Source organism: Mycobacterium sp. DL99 (genome assembly GCF_004762045.1).
Taxonomy (GTDB): domain Bacteria; phylum Actinomycetota; class Actinomycetes; order Mycobacteriales; family Mycobacteriaceae; genus Mycobacterium.
In genome coordinates, this window is sequence record NZ_SJOM01000007.1 from 576,221 (window position 1) to 595,637 (window position 19,417).

The 19,417-nt window shown below is 65.4% G+C and carries 22 protein-coding genes; 13 read left to right on the forward strand and 9 right to left on the reverse strand.

The genetic code is table 11. The features are described 5' to 3' along the window. Nucleotides 1-63 precede the first annotated feature (63 nt). The 4 genes from EYZ64_RS02890 (at nucleotide 64) to EYZ64_RS02905 (ending at nucleotide 4,993) form a co-directional block, all read left to right on the forward strand. Nucleotides 64-1,173 (forward strand): DUF1214 domain-containing protein, encoded by a 1,110-nt coding sequence (locus EYZ64_RS02890; RefSeq protein WP_286174584.1) that lies wholly within the window; start codon nucleotides 64-66, stop codon nucleotides 1,171-1,173. Then, nucleotides 1,170-2,435, forward strand: coding sequence for a sulfotransferase family protein (locus EYZ64_RS02895; RefSeq protein WP_135451776.1), 1,266 nt, complete (start codon nucleotides 1,170-1,172; stop codon nucleotides 2,433-2,435). The genes EYZ64_RS02890 and EYZ64_RS02895 overlap by 4 nt, the downstream gene beginning before the upstream one ends. A gap of 63 nt (nucleotides 2,436-2,498) precedes the next feature. Further along, a complete protein-coding gene (locus EYZ64_RS02900) occupies nucleotides 2,499-3,476 on the forward strand; it encodes a glycoside hydrolase family 6 protein (protein WP_135451777.1) in 978 nt (325 codons plus the stop codon). Between the two features lie 308 nt (nucleotides 3,477-3,784). Continuing rightward, nucleotides 3,785-4,993 (forward strand): metallopeptidase domain-containing protein, encoded by a 1,209-nt coding sequence (locus EYZ64_RS02905; protein ID WP_135451778.1) that lies wholly within the window; start codon nucleotides 3,785-3,787, stop codon nucleotides 4,991-4,993. A 52-nt stretch (nucleotides 4,994-5,045) separates the two neighbouring features. On the opposite strand, the gene EYZ64_RS02910 is transcribed toward EYZ64_RS02905, so the two are convergent. Both EYZ64_RS02910 and EYZ64_RS02915 read right to left on the reverse strand, forming a co-directional pair. Further along, nucleotides 5,046-5,681, reverse strand: coding sequence for a hypothetical protein (locus tag EYZ64_RS02910; RefSeq protein ID WP_135451779.1), 636 nt, complete (start codon nucleotides 5,679-5,681; stop codon nucleotides 5,046-5,048). Between the two features lie 82 nt (nucleotides 5,682-5,763). Continuing rightward, on the reverse strand, nucleotides 5,764-6,543 hold the full coding sequence (locus EYZ64_RS02915) for an SDR family NAD(P)-dependent oxidoreductase (protein WP_135451780.1): 780 nt from the start codon (nucleotides 6,541-6,543) through the stop codon (nucleotides 5,764-5,766). Nucleotides 6,544-6,622: 79 nt separating this feature from the next. On the opposite strand from EYZ64_RS02915, the gene EYZ64_RS02920 reads away from it, so the two are divergent. Beyond that, complete coding sequence (locus tag EYZ64_RS02920) at nucleotides 6,623-7,105, forward strand: VOC family protein (RefSeq protein WP_135451781.1); 483 nt, start codon at nucleotides 6,623-6,625, stop codon at nucleotides 7,103-7,105. On the opposite strand, the gene EYZ64_RS02925 is transcribed toward EYZ64_RS02920, so the two are convergent. Then, nucleotides 7,089-7,751, reverse strand: a complete 663-nt coding sequence (locus EYZ64_RS02925) for a nitroreductase (RefSeq protein ID WP_135451782.1) — start codon at nucleotides 7,749-7,751, stop codon at nucleotides 7,089-7,091. The two genes, EYZ64_RS02920 and EYZ64_RS02925, sit on opposite strands and share 17 nt — an antisense overlap. A 49-nt stretch (nucleotides 7,752-7,800) precedes the next feature. Beyond that, nucleotides 7,801-8,817, reverse strand: coding sequence for an AraC family transcriptional regulator (locus EYZ64_RS02930; protein WP_135451783.1), 1,017 nt, complete (start codon nucleotides 8,815-8,817; stop codon nucleotides 7,801-7,803). Between the two features lie 232 nt (nucleotides 8,818-9,049). Here EYZ64_RS02930 and EYZ64_RS02935 point away from each other — a divergent pair, with 232 nt between their 5' ends. From EYZ64_RS02935 to EYZ64_RS02945, 3 genes are all read left to right on the forward strand, one after another. Beyond that, complete coding sequence (locus EYZ64_RS02935) at nucleotides 9,050-10,414, forward strand: DUF1254 domain-containing protein (protein ID WP_135459770.1); 1,365 nt, start codon at nucleotides 9,050-9,052, stop codon at nucleotides 10,412-10,414. A gap of 140 nt (nucleotides 10,415-10,554) precedes the next feature. After that, nucleotides 10,555-10,815 carry a hypothetical protein gene (locus tag EYZ64_RS02940; RefSeq protein WP_135451784.1) on the forward strand — a complete coding sequence of 87 codons (261 nt, stop codon included), beginning with the start codon at nucleotides 10,555-10,557 and terminating at the stop codon, nucleotides 10,813-10,815. Nucleotides 10,816-10,984: 169 nt separating this feature from the next. After that, on the forward strand, nucleotides 10,985-11,269 hold the full coding sequence (locus tag EYZ64_RS02945; RefSeq protein ID WP_135451785.1) for a hypothetical protein: 285 nt from the start codon (nucleotides 10,985-10,987) through the stop codon (nucleotides 11,267-11,269). A 94-nt stretch (nucleotides 11,270-11,363) separates the two neighbouring features. Here the strand turns inward: EYZ64_RS02945 and thiD are convergent, their stop codons facing one another. Continuing rightward, nucleotides 11,364-12,176: a bifunctional hydroxymethylpyrimidine kinase/phosphomethylpyrimidine kinase gene (gene thiD, locus EYZ64_RS02950; RefSeq protein WP_135451786.1), complete on the reverse strand. Its 813-nt coding sequence runs from the start codon at nucleotides 12,174-12,176 to the stop codon at nucleotides 11,364-11,366. Between the two features lie 91 nt (nucleotides 12,177-12,267). Between thiD and EYZ64_RS02955 the strand changes: the two genes are divergently transcribed. Further along, nucleotides 12,268-13,110: a PhzF family phenazine biosynthesis protein gene (locus EYZ64_RS02955; protein ID WP_135451787.1), complete on the forward strand. Its 843-nt coding sequence runs from the start codon at nucleotides 12,268-12,270 to the stop codon at nucleotides 13,108-13,110. Here EYZ64_RS02955 and EYZ64_RS02960 read toward each other — a convergent pair. Continuing rightward, a complete protein-coding gene (locus tag EYZ64_RS02960) occupies nucleotides 13,107-13,706 on the reverse strand; it encodes a TetR/AcrR family transcriptional regulator (RefSeq protein ID WP_135451788.1) in 600 nt (199 codons plus the stop codon). The two genes, EYZ64_RS02955 and EYZ64_RS02960, sit on opposite strands and share 4 nt — an antisense overlap. Nucleotides 13,707-13,775: 69 nt before the next feature. On the opposite strand from EYZ64_RS02960, the gene EYZ64_RS02965 reads away from it, so the two are divergent. From EYZ64_RS02965 to EYZ64_RS02975, 3 genes are all read left to right on the forward strand, one after another. Continuing rightward, a complete protein-coding gene (locus EYZ64_RS02965; RefSeq protein ID WP_135451789.1) occupies nucleotides 13,776-14,939 on the forward strand; it encodes an aromatic ring-hydroxylating oxygenase subunit alpha in 1,164 nt (387 codons plus the stop codon). Between the two features lie 95 nt (nucleotides 14,940-15,034). Then, the gene (locus tag EYZ64_RS02970; RefSeq protein WP_135451790.1) at nucleotides 15,035-15,652 is read left to right on the forward strand and encodes a TetR/AcrR family transcriptional regulator; all 618 of its coding nucleotides are present in this window, start codon (nucleotides 15,035-15,037) and stop codon (nucleotides 15,650-15,652) included. Next, complete coding sequence (locus EYZ64_RS02975; RefSeq protein ID WP_135451791.1) at nucleotides 15,649-16,440, forward strand: hypothetical protein; 792 nt, start codon at nucleotides 15,649-15,651, stop codon at nucleotides 16,438-16,440. Before EYZ64_RS02970 ends, EYZ64_RS02975 begins: the two co-directional genes overlap by 4 nt. On the opposite strand, the gene EYZ64_RS02980 is transcribed toward EYZ64_RS02975, so the two are convergent. Next, nucleotides 16,406-16,954 (reverse strand): VOC family protein, encoded by a 549-nt coding sequence (locus tag EYZ64_RS02980; protein ID WP_135451792.1) that lies wholly within the window; start codon nucleotides 16,952-16,954, stop codon nucleotides 16,406-16,408. The two genes, EYZ64_RS02975 and EYZ64_RS02980, sit on opposite strands and share 35 nt — an antisense overlap. 38 nt (nucleotides 16,955-16,992) lie before the next feature. Next, nucleotides 16,993-17,475: a DUF6194 family protein gene (locus EYZ64_RS02985; RefSeq protein ID WP_135451793.1), complete on the reverse strand. Its 483-nt coding sequence runs from the start codon at nucleotides 17,473-17,475 to the stop codon at nucleotides 16,993-16,995. Nucleotides 17,476-17,520: 45 nt separating this feature from the next. Here EYZ64_RS02985 and EYZ64_RS02990 point away from each other — a divergent pair, with 45 nt between their 5' ends. Then, nucleotides 17,521-18,225 carry a MerR family transcriptional regulator gene (locus EYZ64_RS02990; RefSeq protein ID WP_135451794.1) on the forward strand — a complete coding sequence of 235 codons (705 nt, stop codon included), beginning with the start codon at nucleotides 17,521-17,523 and terminating at the stop codon, nucleotides 18,223-18,225. Here EYZ64_RS02990 and EYZ64_RS02995 read toward each other — a convergent pair. After that, on the reverse strand, nucleotides 18,222-19,385 hold the full coding sequence (locus tag EYZ64_RS02995) for an LLM class flavin-dependent oxidoreductase (protein WP_135451795.1): 1,164 nt from the start codon (nucleotides 19,383-19,385) through the stop codon (nucleotides 18,222-18,224). The genes EYZ64_RS02990 and EYZ64_RS02995 overlap by 4 nt on opposite strands. Nucleotides 19,386-19,417: the final 32 nt, after the last annotated feature.

Genomic DNA, 19,417 nt, shown 5'->3' on the forward strand with positions numbered 1-19,417 from the left:
AGCATAGCGGGCAGCATCCAATTCCGGAAGCATGTGCTTCCGGAATTGGAGGGGGGATGCATCGTGACCGCGCCCGACGAAGGTCTCGCAGACGAACCCCGGGCCGAAGTGGCGGCCTGGAGTGCATTCGTCGACGGATTGCGAACCGCGGGTGAGCAACTCGCGATCGACACGGCGAACCTCCCGGGGTCCGAGCGCGCGGATGGATTCCGCGCGCTGCTGCGGGCGCTGTCAAATCAGTTGGGGCGCTTCGAAGTCGATCGCGACAAACCCGAGTTCGTCGCGTTCAACGGGTGGCGCCAGAAGTTTCTGATGGACAATCCCGACTTCCGGTACTGGGTCGCCGATATTCGCTCCGACGGCCGATACCGGATCCGCGGGAATCGAGGAGACGCGGCGTACGTATCGATCACTGTTTACGGCGCCGGCGGGAGCGGTGCCCAGGCAACCGCCCGTATCGACAGTGATGCAATCACTTTCGACGCCGACGGGGCCTACGAGGTGACGGTCGGCGGAGATCGACCGACGTCCGGCGACTGTCTGGCCCTGCCCGAGCGTGCCACCGTGGTCTGGGTACGGCACTTTCACGATGACGTGCAGACCGAGCAGCCCGGGTGGTGTGCAATCGAGCCGGTCGAGTCGCCCCCGATCCCGGCACCCACCGACCCGGCTCGGTTCGGAAAGCACCTGTCCAAGGCGTCGGCGGCGATACTGCACCTGCCCCGCATCTGGAACGCCGCTGCGGCAGCCGATCGCACGGCACCGAACCAGTTGCGGCACTGGACCGAGATGACCGGTGGCGCGGTGTTCACCGAACCGGCCATCCACTATGTGCGCGGCGGCTGGCAGCTGGACCCCGGTGAAGCGCTGCTCATCGAAGGTGAGCTGGTGCCGTGTCGGTACTGGAACATATTGGCGTACAGTAGATTTCTCAACTCACTGGACTACCGCCATCGGCGGGTGTCCTACACCGGCGCTACGGCGAACCTCGACGGCGGGCGCTACCGATTCGTGGTCTCGGCCACCGATCCCGGCCCGGCGGCCGGCGATTGGATCGACAGTGAGGGCCGATCGTTCGGGATCGTCGTCATGCGGTTCCTGCAGCCCGAGCAGCAGCCGGTCGTGCCCTCGACACGCGTCGTGCGCCTCGCCGACCTGGCAGGGCGCTCATGACCGGCTGGATCGCACCCACCCGCACGCAGGAAGCACGCAAGGCGTATGCCGCGGCCGAAGAGGATCGGGCTGTCCACCCTGACCGGTACCGGCTCGGTACCGACGCCGTCGACATCGTCATCGACCGCGGCACCCGTGGTGCAGGCGCCGGCGTGCTCGGCGATCCCGACCAGTGGCGTCCGGGCCTGCAGCAGTACCTCGAGTCCGCCGAGGGGGACGGCCGGCTCAATGCGCTCGGCGCGCTCACCGCGCAGCGAACGGCAGCCGGCCGGCTGGCCGCCCGGGTCGCGATCACCCGCTATCTACAGGAGCACCCCGCGGCCGGGCACCGGCCATTGCTGCCGCCGATCGTCATCACCGGGGGCTGGCGCACGGGGACGACGTTCCTGTTCCGGCTGCTCGACCGTGACCCGCGGTTGCGCGCGCCGCTCCCCGCCGAACTCGGCGCTCCCTGGCGGCTACCCGGTGACCTCGACCCGGACGAACGCGACCGTCGCCTCGAGGCGGCCGCCGCCGGCCAGTACCTGTTGCACGTCCTCAACCCGGCAATGGCGGCCGTGCACGACTCGGGGCCGCACCTGCCCGAGGAGTGCGTGCTCGGCATGGGCACCTCCCTGCGCAACTGGGGGTTCACCGCAACCACCCGCCTGGACAACTACGCGACCTGGCTCGCCGGTCAGGACTTCGGGCCCGAATACGACCAGCACCGCCGGATTCTGCAGATCCTCGACGCCGGCGACGGACGCCGCTGGGTCCTCAAGGCGCCGGCACACACCGCGGAGCTCCGCCATGTGATCGCGACGTATCCGGGCGCCTGCGTCGTGCAACTGCACCGCGACATCGTGGAGACTGTCGCGTCCGGCGCGAGCCTGTTCGCGACGTACCGATCCACCTACAGTGACCACGTCGACGGGGCCGACGTGGGCCGGTTTCAAACCGAGCAGACCGAGCTGTGGCTGCGGCGCGCCGTCGCCGTCCGAGCCTCGGCAGAACCGACCGCCACCTGGCTCGATATCAAGTACCGCGACCTGGTGTCCGACCCCGAGGCGACGGTGCGCCGGATCTACGCCGCAGCACAGATGGAGCCGCCGGACATCGCCGGAATGCTCGACGAACATCACCGCGCCCAACCGCGCGACGGGAAAGGCAAACATCGCTACCTGCCCGAGGAGTTCGACATCAACCCCGACGAGTTGCGCGAGCGTATGCGCTTCTATACCCAGGCGCTCGACACATTCGAGGCCGGCCGGGCCCAGGCCTGACACGCCACCTCGGCAGCCAGCGACTGGCGCATATCGCGTCGCGCCATTACTTTCCCTGAGGTGATGTCCTCTGCTGCTGGTGCAGTCGCGCGTTGGATCGCCCCCGTTTTGACAGTTGCCTCCGTGGTCGGCGCGGGTCTTGCCGCAGACCCGGCGCCGACGGTGCGCCTGGTCAGTGATTCCAACCCGCTAGAGGGGCAGAATTTCTACGTCAATCCCTCGTCGAAGGCCGCGCGCGCCGCGCAGGGCGACCCGAGCCCCGAGCTGCAGGCGATCGCCAACACGCCCACGGCGTACTGGATGGACAACGTCTCCAGCCCCGCAGTGGACGCGAAGTACATCGCCGCGGCCCAGGCCGCCGGCACCATGCCGATCCTGGCGCTGTACGGCATCCCGCATCGCGACTGCGGAAGCTATGCCGCGGGTGGATTCGGGTCGGCCGCTGCCTACAAGGGCTGGATCGACGGTGTCGCCGCCGCCATCGGCGGCGGGCCGGCCGCGGTCATCCTCGAACCCGATGCGCTCGCCATGGCCGACTGTCTGTCAGGTGATCAGCGCGAGGAGCGCTACAACCTGATGAGCTATGCCGTCGACACGCTGACCCGCAATCCGGGCACCGCGCTGTACGTCGACGCGGGCCACTCCCGGTGGACGGCCGCCGGTGAAATGGCGAACCGGCTGAACCGGGTCGGTGTGGCCAAGGCGCGCGGTTTCAGCCTCAACACCGCCAACTTCTTCACCACCGAAGAGGAAGTCGGTTACGGCGACGCCATTTCGGGCCAGACGGGCGGTAAGCCCTACGTCATCGACACGTCACGCAACGGCGCCGGACCGGCCGATGGCGAGATGTACTGGTGCAACCCCAGCGGCCGGGCCCTCGGCGCTGCGCCGACCACGGCAACCGGAAACGGAAACGTCGACGCGTTCCTGTGGGTCAAGCGGCCCGGCGAGTCCGACGGTGCCTGCGGCACGGGAGAGGCCTCCGCAGGCACCTTCGTCAACCAGTACGCCATCGACCTGGTCCGCAAGGCGCACGGGTAGCCGACGGGCTGCGGTTCTCCAACCGGCGCCGGCCATGCTCTCCTGTCCGGCGCACGGGCGCTGCCGTGTGTGAATTATGCCTTCACGGTGGCTCGAAAGTGCCATCGGTGCTGTCTCGCTACGAGCGTTTACAGGTAGTGGGCTACTCGTGATCACCGGCCCAGATGGGCGCAGGCTCCTGCTTGGGACGGTCCCACACATGGACGCCAAGGAGGCTGGCGATGGCTGTATCGACACCGTGGCTGATTCTGAGATGCAAGTGGAAGGGCGCTGACGCCGAACCACTATCGGACACGTACTTCGAGAACATGTTCACTGCGGCCGGTGCAGGCACGCACAACATGGTGGAGTTCTTCGATCGGATGTCGCACGGCACCCTAGATCTCACCGGTTCCAAAGTGTCAGCCTGGATCTCGCTCCCGTACGAGCAGGCCGATTATGTCGGCAACGTTCCCACGGCCCCGCAGGGGAAGATAAACCGTACGGGACTCGTGGAAGCGGCCCGCCAGGCTGCCGACGATGCGGGTTACTCGACGGCCGATTTCACCGGCGCGGTGATCGTGATGAACACGGCGACAGACCTTTACGGGCAACAGAATGGTTGGGCGGCCGTGTGCGACTCGACCAACGTTCACCCGGCCCTGTTGGGGCAGGAGATGGGACATGTCTACGGTCTCGACCATTCACGCCGAGCCGATCAGCCCGACGCGGACTATCTCGACGACTGGGATGTCATGTCCACGTGGGGTTCTTGCCACATCAACACGGTCGGCCCCTATGGCGCGTGGGGGCCCGGCTTGAATGCCGCGAACATGCGGGGCCGCGGGTGGCTGGACCGATCGCGTGTCATGTCGATTGGTACCGACGCCTACACATCGACGCATGTCGAGCTGCGGCCGCTGCATGCACGAGAACTTCCCGGCTACTTGGCGTTGGAAGTCGATGACTTCATCATCGAGTACCGCGACCGCACCGGATGGGATTCGGCAGAACCCGAACCAGTTGTGCTCGTGCACAGCTTCGTTGACAACCACTCAGTCCTACAGCCATCACATCGCGGGACGTATGGGCTGGTCGCTGGTGACGTTTGGTCACCGTGGCCGGATACTCGGGACCTGCCCTACGTCCAGATCCGCGTCGATGCAATCGACCCTGCGGCACGGAAGGCCACGTTGTCGTTTTCTGGCCATGCCGGACGCGACTTGGAGGGCGAGATCCCGGTGGGTGGAAGCCGGGGTATTCCGTGGGTTGACGGCGGTGGCTTCATTGGTGTTGACGGGCACGTCCTGGTCATCAACCGCGGTGACCCGATTGTCACTTCCCTCAGGCAGTTGATGTCGTTGCAGCTCGCGGAGACTGTGGCCGACAGCGGGTTGCGGGCCGACCTCCAGCGACGCTCGCTCACCGAGCTGAGCCGTTTCGTTGATACCCGCCGGCGCATGCTGTTCCCAGGCGCCGCATCGGCTATTCGCACGCCGGCCCCCCGGGCGCCCGAACTTCCAGGCAGCCGCCGATAACGACCGATACAGGCAGAGGACCGGTGGCACTCGATGTGGCTGGAACGGCGCCCTACTGGGGCGGCGGAGGCGGGGGCGCCGTTTCGCACTCGGCGAGCATCGGTGTGGAGAAGTTGACCGATCCGACGCCGCCAAGCGTCATCCCGTTGTCGCGCAGCGTCATCGTCGTCGTGTACCGGCAGGTCTGATTCACCGTCAGGCCGGTGAGAAACTCGACGTCATAGGTGTAGAGGAATGAACGCACCAGCTGGTTGGCGTCCCATGGCACGTCGAGGGCGAACCCCAACGACGACGCGGACAAGGCGTTGAGCAGCCGCGGGCCGACCTCACCGATCCCCGGTGTCAGATAGAACGGGGCGCCGTCGAACTTCGTGCCGGACACGCTGACGCTGCTGATGCGATAACCGGTGGTGCCGGACGGGATGAGTGGACCCCGTCTGATGTTCGTGCTGAACAGGATTGAGTAGTTTGTGCCGCCTGCTATAGCCGTCGTGCTGAAACTTGTCGAGGTGAACTCCTGCGGCAGTTGAGCCGCGCAATTGCCGACCTTGCCGGACGGATCACCGCATTCCTGTGGTGCCGCCAAGGCAACTGGCGCAACTACGGCAGCGCCGACGACGGGCACCGTCAAGGCGGCACCGCGGATGAACGTGCGGCGGGAGAACGAGCTCCCTGGATGATTCGTCATTGGTCTTCCTCCTTATTGGCTCGTGCTTTCATCGGCAAAATCGAACCTACAAGGGTGACCGACGGTTTGGCGGCGATTGCTGCTAGCGGAACGAACCAGCCCCGCCGTCGACGAGAAGCGTCTGCCCGGTGAGGTAGGCGGAGTCGTCGCCGATCAGGAAGGCGACGACGGCACCGATGTCGTTGGTGGGATCGCCGATTCGCTTGAGTGAGGTGCTCCTGACGACCGCCTCGTACTGCTTGGGCGCCATGTCGCGCAACACTTTCAGGCCGTCGGTTTCGGCGAGTGGGCAGACCACGTTGACCCGAATCCGGTCGACTCCCCATTCCAGGGCGGCGACCTTGGACATGCCGCGAATCGCTTCCTTGGCGCCGGCGTAGGCGCCGAAAGAGTGCGTGCCGACTGTTCCGGCGGCCGAGCCGAGGTTGACGATGGATCCGCCACCGCCTTTGACCATCACCGGGTGAATCGCCTGCATCAGCCGGAACGTTGCGCGTGGCCCGGTGTCGTGGACCCGCTCGTACTCCTCTGCCGGGATGTCGACGAACGGTATCGGTCCGGCGCTGGCCACGGCGTTGTTGACCAATCCGTCCACCGTTCCGAATGCGTCGAGCGCGGCGTCGACGATTCGCTGGGCGCTGTCGCCGTCTCGGAGGTCGGCCACCATGGATGCGACGTCGAATCCGGCTTCGACGAATTCCGCTGTGGTGTTTGCCAGTACGTCATCGAGGATGTCGGTCACGAGCACCCGCGCCCCGCGGGAGAGCAGGGCAGTGGCGATGCCTTTGCCGACACCACGGGCGGCCCCGGTGACGATCGTGACGTGGCCGTCCAGCGAGAGCGGATGGCTGTAGGTGGACATGGGGTTGCCTTTCGAAGTCGGCCAGATTTGGCACGCTAACTCATATGATCAAGCGCTGACGAGGAAGTCGAGGAACCCTATGCTGAGTGATCTACGTTTCTGCCATCTGGTTGTCGGCGTGACCGACATGGATCGGGCCCTGGACTTCTACCGTGGCCTGCTGGGCATGGATGTGGTGTTCGACCAGTTGATTTCCGGTGAGCCGTTCGACGCGGTCCTGCACGCGTCCCGCCAGCAGGAGGGACGAGTTGTCGGGGGAGTGGTGGGCGGAGTCATGCTCGAACTTGTCAGCTTCGGGACGTCGACCCCGCCTGGATCGGGGAAACGAGGCATCGTGGGCAACCAGAACATCGCGTTGTCGGTCACCGACCTCGACGCGACGTATCGCGCCGTGATCGACGCGGGCTTCCAGCCCGTTCAAGAGCCGTTCCCCATCGACCGGGTCCGGATGTTCTTCGTCAACGACCCCGACGGCACCGCCGTCGAGTTCGTCGAGTTTCCCGGTGGCGCCCGCAGCAGCTATGAAATGCATCGCGGCGCAGAACTCACCGGAGAAAGGTAACCGTCTCCGATAACGGTGCACGCGGTATGGACGGTTGCGGCGGTGTCGGGTCTGGGTATCCAATTGACATACCGCAGTACAAGATTCGTTGTGACGACGGTGCAATGACCTCGTCAACGGTGCGGTGGTATTCCGCCCAGGCGATCTGCGGGCAGCTGTGCAGCCCTTCCGACCGCAGCAAGAGCATCACCGTCTGCAGGTACATGCCGGCATCGCCCCATTGCGGCGGCAGCATGTCGCGGTCCAGGTAGCAGAACAGCGCGGTGGAGGCGCCGAAGCAGTCCCAGTTGCCGGCGCGGACTCGGGCTCGCGCCGCGTGGTCGTCGTGGCTGATACCCAGAGCGCCGTAACGCCGTTGTCCGAATTCCTTGAGGCGCTCCTGGTACGGATTGTTCAGCGGTGTCGGATACGTCGCGACCTCCAACGGATCTCCGCGGTCTCCTGCCGCTACCCGTAACGCGATCCGTTCCTTGAGGTGAGCCAGGCGCTCACCGCCGAGAACGTAGATGTGCCATGGCTGAAGATTGCCTCCTGACGGAGCCCGCGAGGCTGCCGTCAGCACCCGTGACAAGACGTCCCAATCCACCGGGCGATCCGCAAAAGCCCGCACTGAGCGCCGTGACGCCACCGCTTCGTACACATCCACCCCGCCCAGCGTATGTCAGCCTGCGACACTTGGTCATGGCCATCGAGTGTCAGGTGTCGGTCGCGGGGCCTGTGCGGGCGTGGCGGTAGGCGGTGGGAGTGCTGTTGAACCAGCGTTTGCAGGATCGGGTGAGCACGCTTTGCTCGGCGTAGCCGAGGTGGCGACAGATCTGGTTCAGGCTCAGATCGGTGTTGAGCAGTAGCCGGTGGGCGATGTCGCGGCGGGCCTGATCGAGCAGCTCGGCGAAGGTGGTGCCTTCGTCGGCCAACCGGCGGCGCAGTGTTTTGGGGTGCAGGCCGAATTGGCGCGCGGCCACCTCGGCGGTGAGATTTCCGGTGGGCAGCAATTGGCGGATGACGCTGCGCAGGGTGTCGGCCAGGCCGCGCGTGTGCTGGCCCTTGGTGGTGGACAGGTAGTTGAGGGCGAGTTGGTGGGCGAGGACGTCGTGGCTGAGCGGTCGTTGCAGATCAGTTGCGCGCACGCTGAATCCGGCGATCGGCTGGTTGAACTGTGGTGGGCAGCCGAAGTAGCGGCGATAGTCACTTGTTGTGCTCAGCGCGGGATGGGGCAGGTGTACGGCCACGGGCCGGTAGGTGGTGCCCAGATACAGATGCAGCACCCGTAGCGTGACACCGAGGGCCAGTTCGATGGCCTGCGCCTGCGGGGGTGGCGGATTGAGCAGGAAGTCGAATTCGAACCGGCCCAGCGCAGGATCGGGATGGGCACTGATGCGCGTTTTGATGCCGGGACTGTAGGTGTCCATGTAGGTGTCGACGATGGCGAAGGCGTCGGCGACGGTGGACGCGGTGCGGGCCGCGACGCCGACTGGGCCGAGGATGTCGATGCTCTGGCGCAGCGCGAGCTGGCGACCGATGTCAGCCACATTGAGGACCACGGCGGCATCCTCCATGGCAGCAATGGCGTTGCGCAGCGGGATGAACCGGTCACGCTGGCCAACGTCGTCGGGATCGATGTTGGCCAGTTCGAGTATGGCTTCAGGGTCGCCGCCATGGGCGGTCACCAGCGGCGAAAAGCCGGTCAGGCACGAGCCCCGGATCAACAGCATGTCCATAACGGTCAAGAAGATGTCCAGATATGTCAAGACGGCGGTGACCTTTTACAGCAAAGATCATCGGGGCCCGGTTCACCGCCGACGGTGATATGGGGACGGGCCGGTGTGATTCGGCGACCCCGGCGCGGCGCGCCGAGCGGTCCAGGTGAAGGGGTCCGAGTTGAAGCTCTCTGGTTCGTGGCGGCGGTGGTCGAGTGTGCTTGCCGTGGTGGCGGTTTCGGCGGCAATGGCGGGATGCAGTGGCGATGACGGATCCGACGACCGTGGCGAGGTGAGTTTGGAGCAGATCCGTGAGATCGCGAAGCAGGCCTACATCTACGGGTATCCGATGGTCGACAACTACCGGATTCAGCACTCGTATTTCGTCAATCACACCAGCCCGCAGTATGTCGGTGGCTGGAATGAGACCCACTCCGATAGCCGGGTATACACGCCGGCCGACACCACGGTGCAGACCCCTAATTCCGATACGCCGTATTCGATGCTGGGCGCGGACCTGCGTGCCGAACCGTTGGTGTTGACGGTCCCGCCGATCGAGAAGGACCGCTATTTCTCGATCCAGTTCATCGACGCCTACACCTACAACTTCGCCTATGCGGGCAGCCGGACCACCGGCAACGGTGGCGGCAAGTTCCTGCTCGCGGGTCCCGGATGGACCGGTGAGAAGCCCGCCGGTGTCGATGAGGTGCTGCACGCCGACAGTGATTTCGTGTTGGCGGTGTACCGGACGCAGTTGTTCGGCCCTGACGACATCAACAATGTCAAGGCCATCCAGGCCGGCTACACCGTGCAGCCGCTGTCGGGATTCCTCAAGCAGCAGCCCCCGGCCGCCGCGCCGAAAGTCGACTTCGTCGCGCCGCTGAGTATCGACGAGCAGAAGGGTTCCCCGAAGTTCTTCGAAGAACTCAACTTTGTCCTGAAGTACGTGCCCGTCCTGGATTCGGAAAAAGACCTGCGCGCCAAGTTCGCCTCCATCGGGATCGGCTCCGACGGTGATTTCAACGCCGAGAAGCTGAGCCCGCAGCAGCGCGACGCGTTCCAGGGGGCTATCACCGATGCCTGGAAGGAATTCGACGGGCTGCAGGCCAAGGTCGCCGACGGCAAAGTCACCTCCGGTGATCTGTTCGGCACCCGGGAGATACTCGGTGACAACTACCTGTACCGGATGGCCGGCGCGGTAATCGGAATCTACGGCAACACCAAAGCCGAAGCGATGTATCCGATCTTCGCCACGGACTCCACCGGTGCACCGCTGGACGGTGCCAACAACTACACCTACCGGTTCGCGCCCGGACAGCTGCCACCCGTCAAGGCGTTCTGGTCGCTGACCATGTACCGGATGCCGCAAAGCCTGCTGGTGGCCAACCCGATCAATCGGTACCTCATCAACTCGCCGATGCTGCCCAGCCTTAAAGCCGACCCTGACGGCGGCTACACCATCTACATCCAGAACCAATCGCCCGGCCCGGACAAGGAATCCAACTGGCTACCCTCATCGGAAGGTGCGTTCCAGGTCGTCGAACGTCTGTACTGGCCCGAAGAAGCCGCCCTCAACGGCACCTGGCAAGCACCCAAACCGGAGAAGGTCTAGGAACCGGTTCACGCGGCATGCGGCCGGGCGGGACCGCTGTCCGCAGTCATCACCGTTTCGAATCGCATTTGTATACGCCTGTGAGATAACGAGATCCGCTGGCGCCGGGTGGCTTTGACTACCAGAACACGGAGTATCCGATGAAGAAACACACTCTCACCCTCATCGCCACCACAGCGATCGGTCTCGCGCCGATCGCCGTGGCGCCCACTGCCGGCGCTGACGTCTGTGCCGGCGCCAGCGGACGACATTTCGCCGCAGGTGGCTGCACCAACATCGCCGGTGACGTCGCAACCGGCGCGGCGATCGCAGCAGCGCACGTACCCTACGTTCCCGGAGAAATCCCCTGCTACACGGTCGAAGGCGTGCCCTACTACACCCCACCCGGCGACCCCTGTTGACGCGTCATCGCGGACGTCGCCAGCGCCCTGTCCGGTAAGCCCTGGGCCTGCACTACGCAGCCAATAGGGCGCGAGTTCACACACCGGTGGACACCGGTGTGAACAGCTCCTTACCGGACGGATACGGCCGGGAAACTGGATCGCCGAGCGGCGCTGCCACCGTAGGACGATGACGGCAGACCCTGTTGATCCACTCTGGCTCCGGCCGGTGGCCGTGCCTGCTCCGGCGGTGAACATAGCTCCGCGGGCCCGCGCCGATGTTCGTCAGGCACAGGCATTCATCGTGCTTCTCGAGGCTGAAATGGCCGACCTTCAATCGCAATTGGCCCGGATCGACGACCGGGTCAGGGTCGGCCGCCCGGGAGCGCAGCGTCATCAGACTGCGGTGCGTATGCGACTCAACGAGGTGAGGCGCCTCCTCGACGCGCTCGTCTTCCGGTTTCCGTCCGCCTGAGCTGAGCTTCCGGTCGCCGATCGCGACCTTCGGGAGACGGCAATCTCCGTGACTACGCCCGCTGGGATCGCTGGATGAGGCCGGCTGGTAAACCTCAGCTGCGCGCGAGGGAGTGTCCGGCGCCCTGCCACACGGTGTCGAACGGTGCATTTCCGCCAATCCGATCGATGATGCCGGCGGTGGTGAAGTCCTTGGCCAGGCGCACCGCCTCCGGGGCGCTCGCCCCCTTGGCCAGTGCGGCGGTGATCGCTGCGGCCAGAGTGCATCCCGCGCCGGCGACCCGGGCCTGTCCGACCTTCGGCGCGCGCAGGATCTCAGCGTCGTTGCCGTCGAAGAGGACGTCGACCGCGTCGTCACCGGGGAACTCGACCCCGCCCTTCACGACAACGTTGGTCGGGCCCAGGTCGGCGATGCGTCGGGCCGCCTCGACGAGGTCATCGATCGAGGAGATGGCGTCCATCCCGGCGAGGGTGCGGGCCTCGAACAGGTTCGGGGTGACGACGGTCGCCAGCGGCAGGATCTGACGGCGCAGTGCGGTGTCGGTGTCGAGCGCGGCGCCGGGCTCCTGGCCTTTGCAGATCAGGACGGGGTCGACGACGATGTGCCGCCAGGATTGGCGGGCCAGGGCCTCTGCGACGACGTCGATGGTTGCGGGAGTGCCGAGCATGCCGATCTTGACGACGTCGAGGTCGTATGCCGACGTCGCCGCCTCGATCTGATCTGCGATGACGTGCGGGTCGACCGGCACGAACCGGTGGCCCCAGTTCGCTTTGGGGTCGAACGACACGATGCACGTCACGGTGCCTACGCCGTAGGTACCGAACTCCTGAAAAGTGCGCAGGTCAGCTTGCAAACCGGCGCCGCCGGTGGCTTCGGATCCGGCGATGACATACGAGAGGTCGACCACGTGGGTGAGCGTACGCCAGCGCTACGAGCGTCCCGCGGGAACTCGGCGGATACTGGCGTAGGTTGCTGCGCTCTTCAGAGGTGGGAGGACTATGCCGCGTCATCGTGCATTCGCCCAGGTCGATGTGTTCTCGCGAATCCCGTACCTCGGTAACCCGGTCGCGGTCGTGCTCGATAGCGAAGGCCTCGATGACGTTGCGATGCAGCGGCTTGCACGCTGGACCAATCTGTCGGAGACGACCTTCGTGCTGCCCCCGACGAACCCCGAGGCCGACTACCGTCTGCGCATCTTCACGCCGGGCAGTGAACTGCCGTTCGCCGGGCACCCCACGCTCGGTTCCGCACACGCCTGGCTGGGGCATGGCGGGCAACCCCGGCGTGCGGGACGTGTCGTGCAGGAATGTGGTGCCGGACTCGTCGAGGTGCGGCAACGTGACGCCGAGCTGTACTTCCAGGCGCCACCGACCCTGCGGTCCGGCCCTCTCGACGACGAGTATCTGGATCAGATCGTCGACGCCTTCGGGCTGGCACGTGCCGACGTCCTCGCACACCAGTGGGCGGACAACGGTCCCGGCTGGGCCGTGCTCGTGCTGGACAGTGCGCAACGAGTGCTCGAGCTGGAACCTGACTTGGCCCGGATTCCCGCCGCCATGGTCGGTGTCATCGGCGCATATCCGGCGGGATCAGCGCACGACTACGAAATGCGCACGTTCGCCCCGGGCGTTGGCGTTCCCGAAGATCCGGTGTGCGGCAGCATGAATGCCTCGGTGGGGCAGTGGCTTACGAGTACCGGCGCGGCTCCGGCGGAATACCGGGTCGCTCAGGGGGCGCGGCTCGGCCGGGCCGGCGAGATCAGCGTGCGCTCCGATTCCGATGGGTCGGTCTGGGTCGGCGGTGCCACCACCACCTGCATCGAGGGCGTCGCGACGCTCTAAAGCGCGTGAGCGGCAACGGCCGGGGCCACCCAGTCCCGCAGGTAGGCGCGTAAGCCGCTGTCGTGGCGTGATGGCCCGCCGGGGTCGACGATGAACGACTGCAGCGTCCGCAGCATGAACTCGACCAGCTGATCAAATACCTCGCCGTCGAATCCGACTGCAGCCCAGTCGATATCGAAACGCTGCAGGATCGATTTGCCGAACTCGATGGCGAGCTCCGACGTCACGCCGGCGGTGAAGGCGCTGGCCTTGCCCGGCTGCAAGACCAGGCTGAGGTAGCGGTCGTGCGGAATTTGTTCGGCGGTGTAGGCGATGCCCTCGACGACGGCTTCGCCGGGGTCGGTGATCGAACCCAGTTGTGCGGCGAGTCGATCGAGGAAGCCGTCCACCGAGGAGACGGCGGTGGCAACCATGAGGCTCTCCAGTGTGGGGAAGTACCGGTAAACCGTCTGGCGGGTCACTCCCAGGGCTTGCGCCACCTCGGACACGCTCACGGTGCCGCGCGCGTCGATCGCCTCCCGGGCCGCGCCGATGATGCGGCGGACGGCTTCGTCGTCATCGGCGGGAATGTCTCCTGACCAGCCGTGCCTGCGCATCCGTTGATCGTCGCATGAACGCCGATCCGATCTTGACAATACAGTCGATAGTCATTGTATGGTCAGATTATGACCGTCAGCCCAGTGAGCAGCACCGATGAGGAACTGACCCGCCGCGCCCTGCGGCATGCCGTCGAGGGGACGACGGATATGGCCGACCGGGTGCTGAAGGTGCCGTTGCACTACTACCGGGATCCGAAGATCACCGAGATCGAGGAATCCCAGATCTTGCGCAGGGTTCCACTGGCAATCGTGCCGTCGGCCCAGATCGCGCAGAAGAACGATTTCGTCGTCCGCTCGGTGCTCGGGGACTCGCTGTTGGTCACCCGCGACCGCGCGGGTGCCAGCCACGTGTTCCTGAACTACTGCCGTCACCGCGGGGCGATGCCGGCCTGCGGGTCCGGCAATGCGTCACGCTTCGTCTGCCCGTATCACGCGTGGACCTACCGCAACACCGGTGAGCTGTTCATGGTCCCGGGCAAGGCTGGCTTCGACACGATGGACCCGGCGGATTATGGCCTGGTGGAACTGCCGTCGGAGGAGCGTTACGGCTTCGTCTGGGCGGTCCTGACCGCGGACGCCACGATTGATCTCGACGACCACCTGGGAGCGCTCGGACCTGAACTGGCGCAATGGAATTACGAAGCGTACGGCTACCATGCCGACCGCGAGTTCTCCTCGGAGGTGTCGTGGAAGGGAGCGCTCGAGGCGTTCGCGGAGGGCTACCACTTCCCGTTCGTCCACGGCGAGAGTTTGATTGGGCAGAACGCCCTGCCGAACACCGCGATCTACGACGAGTTCGGCAGGCACCACCGCATCGGGTTCCCGTTCAACTGGATCAAGAATCTCGCCGACGATCCGAGTGCCTCATTCGACCCGTCGGCCAACATGGGCGTCATCTACTGGGTCTACCCGAACCTGATTCTCGCGAACAGCCCCGTCGGCGTGGAGATCATCGACATGTTGCCGGAGGGCGAACCGACCCGCTGCACGGTGCGACACAGCTGGATGGGTCGTATCCCGGCGACGAATGACGACATGCGGGCGACCTATGACGCCGTCTACGAAGGGGTCCACGCCGCGGTGCGCGACGAGGACTTCGCGATGCTCCCGCAGTGCGGTGAAGGAGTCCGTCACGGTCAGCACGACCATATGATCATCGGCCGCAACGAAATTGCGGTTCAGCACATGATCAAGGTGTTCGCCCAGGAGCTCGGGGTGGCTCTGGCCTAGTCTTGGCGGAACCCGTACTAATGCTAGTAGGGCTTGCGTTAACTCGCCGTGGCGACCATACTTAACGCATGTTGAACTAGCGTTAGGGTGGGATCATGGCTGACGAAGTTCGACGGCGGCCAGGCGGCCGTTCCGAGCGCGTCCGCCAGGCTGTGGCCGAGGCGACGTTGGAGGTGATGGCCGAGAAGGGCATCGCCGACTTCACGGTCAGCGATGTCGCGGCACGATCCGGGGTTCACGAAACCTCGATCTTCCGGCGGTGGGGCAGTCGCGAGAGTCTGATCGCCGAGACTCTGCTGGGCTATAGCGAACGGGTCATCCCGGTGCCCGATACCGGGTCGATAGGCACTGACCTGCATGGATTGCTGAGCGGTATCGCCGTTTACCTCACCAGCCCGGTCGGACGGGCGCTGGCGCAAGCGTTGGCCTTCAGCGGTGAGGAATCGCGTTGGGCCGCAGTGCGGCAGGAGTTCTGGACCGGGCGACTGGAGTTGGCCCGCACGATCATCGATCGCGCGATCGACCGGGGGGAACTGCCGGCCGGCACTGACCCTCGATTGGTCTTGGAGGCCCTTGTCGCTCCATTGAGCTTTCGGACCCTCGTCACGCGCGAGCCGATCGACGACAGTCTGTGCACACGTCTCGTCGATCTCGTGCTCGCCGGCATTCTGCCGCGCGAACCGATTGCCAGCGAAGTGGGTGGAAACCGATGACAGGTGATGTCGTGATTCGGACCTTCATCGACGGGCGTGAAGTCAGCCGCTCCGATGTTCAACGCTGGGAAGCGCGGCGTGCCAAGGCGGTTCTGGCCAAGCTGGATTCACGGCTGGGTCGCCGGGCGGTCGCCGAGATTCTTCCTGGCGTCGACCTCGACACGGTAACTGGTGCGGGCCTGGATGCGCAGCGGGAAGTGCTGTGCGCGCTGAAGTTAGGACTCGGGCATGCGGGTATCTACGCGATGCTGCGCCACGAGCTTGCGATGTCCGAACGGGTAGCCCGGATCGCGGTGGCCGGCAGTCGCGGCAGAAAGGCCTACAGCACAACCAGACTCGTCGTCGACGGGGTGTCCGCCGTGCAGTTCGGTGCGTGGTTCGACGGCCTCACCGCGACGAACGACGAGGAGGCCATGGTCCGGGCCTGCCCGGACCACTACCTGCTGCGGGGGCTGCCGGACGGGCGGCAGGAAGTCGTCGAGACCACCGGGGGATCGCCGACCCCGACCTGGTTCCTCGTCGACTATGCCGCGGCCGGTTCGGTTTCGGTGCCGGTGAAACCTGAGTACCCGGTGCAGATCGCCGGTCTGGCGGTCCTCGACGACGGGCTGGTCATCGGAGGGGTCCGCCACCAGTTCCGGGACCGCGACGGCGCGATGGAGGCGCTCCTGGCGGTCGAGTTTCCCGGGCTGTTCCCCTCCCATATGGTCGCCGCGCACCGCTGGCACCTGGCCGCCGAGTTCGGCAACTGGATCATCGCTGCAGGGGCCGCATCGCCTGCCGGGTGATGCCGGGCACCGAGTTCGCCAGGTCCGGGCGCTGCTTGCCGAAGGCCCGCATCGTTCGATAGAACGACCAGATCTGCCGTGGCGTCGGAATTTTCGGCACCCAGGCCAGTTCCCAGTGGATTCCGTTGATCGGGTCGTCGAAGAACACCGCGTAGTAGCCGGGCCAGTACTGGGGGTAGTCCTTGGGTTCATCGGTGACCGGGATATCCCTGGCGAGCAGGAAACCGCGATGAAAGCGGTCTACTTCCTTGCGGTTTCGGGCCCACAGTGCGATGTGGTTGATCCCGACGGCCTGGTCGGGGTGGGTGAGTTTCTCCCCGGTGCGGGCCGGTTGGATGCCAATGTAGCTGTGCGGGTTGATGAATCGCGTCGTGTAATAGATCGACTGGTACTCCATATTCAGCGACGAGAAGCTGTGGTACCCGAGCCGTCCGAGCATCGCGTCGTAGAACGCGATCGATTTGTCGTAGTCCGAGACCGCGAACTCGACATGGCTTACTCCGCGCCACCGCATCCTGCCCCCTAGGGGTCGACTACTACCGAATGTAGTAATCATGGGGCGTGCTGGGAAGGTCTGGACGCCCGGCGGGTTGCTCGCCGGCGCGCCGCGTCGTGCGCCCTGCCGAGCAGATTGACCGCCAACGCCTGAGTGTGTGCTCCCGGGTTGATGATCGAGATCCAGCCTTGTGCGCGATAGACAGGATGGGGGAGGACGGTGTCGACGGCGGTGAAGTCGACGGCCGTCGACTCGACCCGGGGATCTGCGCCGACGACTTCGATGAAGGCGCTCCGTCCGACGTGGATGTTCAGCCGCGATCGGCCAGGCTGGTCGAGGTCACACGAAGTATCGTCGGGATAGTTCTTCGTGACGATGGTGGCGTAGGGCTGTTCTCGCTGCGGCACTTGACCATTGGGTGCGAAGTAGAAGAAGTGGTCGCCCCAGGCAATCTGCGGGAACGGGCTGCCCGCTGTCGGTGCCAGTTCAAAGACGCCGTCGAAGCGTCGGATCATCTCTAGTAGCTCGTCCATACTCATGGTTGAAGTGTGCGGTTGAAGTCCGTATGGAGGGTTTGGTGCATCATGCTGACCGTCTCGGCGGTAGCGGCGGCGACCGGGTACTCGGTCCAGCAGATTCGTGACCTGGAGCGTCTCGGCGTCATCTCATCGGCGGTACGCGCAGACAACGGGTACCGGCAGTTCTCGACAACCGAGATTCGTGACCTACGTGCGTATCGCGATCTGGCCTACGCCGTGGGGCCGGTCGAGGCCCGCCGGACCATGCACGCAATCCGCGCCTTGCCGACTGGGGAGGCGGCAATCCTGGTGTGCTCGTTGCACATCGGGCTCAACAGGGAGCGCGAGCAGGCCCTCGTCGCGCGTCAAGCGCTGGAGGCCATCCAAGGCGAGGCCAAGACCGAAGCTCCCCCGGTGGAAGCCGACGCGATGACCATCACCGAATTGTCGCGGGCGCTCGGCGTTCGTGCCTCCACTCTCCGGTTCTGGGAGAAGGAGGGGCTGGTGAAGCCAGAGCGGATCACCAACCGGACCGGATCGACCAGGCGCTATCAGCTTGAGGCCATCCGCGAGGCACGCATCACGGCAGCTCTTCGGGCTGCCGGTTACCGCATCCCCGATGTTCGACGGGCGGTCGCGGCGATCCGGGACCTCGACGATGTGAATCGCTCGCTCGAGGCGCTCGATAAGCGGTTGAAGTCGATCACTGAACGCACCCTTTCGCTCTTTCGCGCGGCATCGACATTGGCTCAGATCATCCAATCCGCTTAGGTATCCGCCTTTTCGGCCTCGTACTTCTGCGCCATGTGGGTGATCGCGTCGATCTGTGTCTGGGCCAGCTCGTCGCGCACTTGCCCGGCGCGCGCCGCGGCGTCCAGGGTCGGCTGGGCCTGCCCCTGGAAATGCGGCATGACTTCCTCGGCGAACAACTCCGCCGAGCGTCGGGTGGCGGCAGGATTGGCCCAGTCCGCGGCCATCTGCAGCATGGATCCGAACCCGCCGGACTGGTCCCACAGTCGCTGCACCTGGGCCCGCGCCCGCTCCGGAGTTCCGATCACGCCGGCGCCGCGATCGTTGATCATGTCGATCATCTCGTCGATGTGGCCGCCCGGCATGGTCATCTGCGGGAATGCCGCAATCTTCTGGAAGTAGTTGAACCACGCCTCGATGCCGTAGCGGACCTCGGCGCGGGCCTGCGCGTCAGTCTCGGCGACGTGGAATGGGCCGACCAGTGACCAATTGCGGCGATCGATCGTGGTGCCGAACGCCGCGGCACGCTCCGCGGCGATGTTCCAGTGATGGCTCAGCGCATCGAAACCGGCCTCGCTCAGCGTGGCGCCGACCGACAGCAGGCCGATGCCATGCTTGCCGGCCAATCGGGCACCGGTCGGGGAGGCCACGGCGGCGACCGACAACGGGATGCCGCCCTCTGAGCACGGGGCCAGTTGCAGCTTCGCGTCGAACAGTTCGTGTGTGGGTGTCTTGGCGCTGACCGTTTCCCCGGCGAGCAGACGCACCAGGATGTCGAGGTTGGTCTCCAACAATTCGCGCGTGTCGGTCGGGTTGAGCCCGATCATGGCCGAGTCGGTGGGCAGGGAACCGGGCCCGACGCCGCCGATGATGCGGCCGTGGGTGAGGTGGTCGAGCAGCATCAGCCGGTCGGCCGCCCACAGTGGATTGTGATACGACAGCGAGATCACGCCGGTGCCGAACTTGATCCGTTTGGCCCGGGCGGCCGCCGCGGCGATGAACACCTCCGGCGAGCTGATGATCTCGCTGCCGGCGGAGTGATGCTCACCGATCCAGACCTCGTCGTACCCGAGCGCGTCGAGGTGCTCGATGAACTCCAGGTCCCGATGGAGGGCCAATGTCGGATTGATGCCCGCGCGATGAAACGGGGCGATGAAGAAGCCGAACCGGAGTCGGGACACAGGGCCTCCTTGGCGCGAAGTGTGCTTGTCAG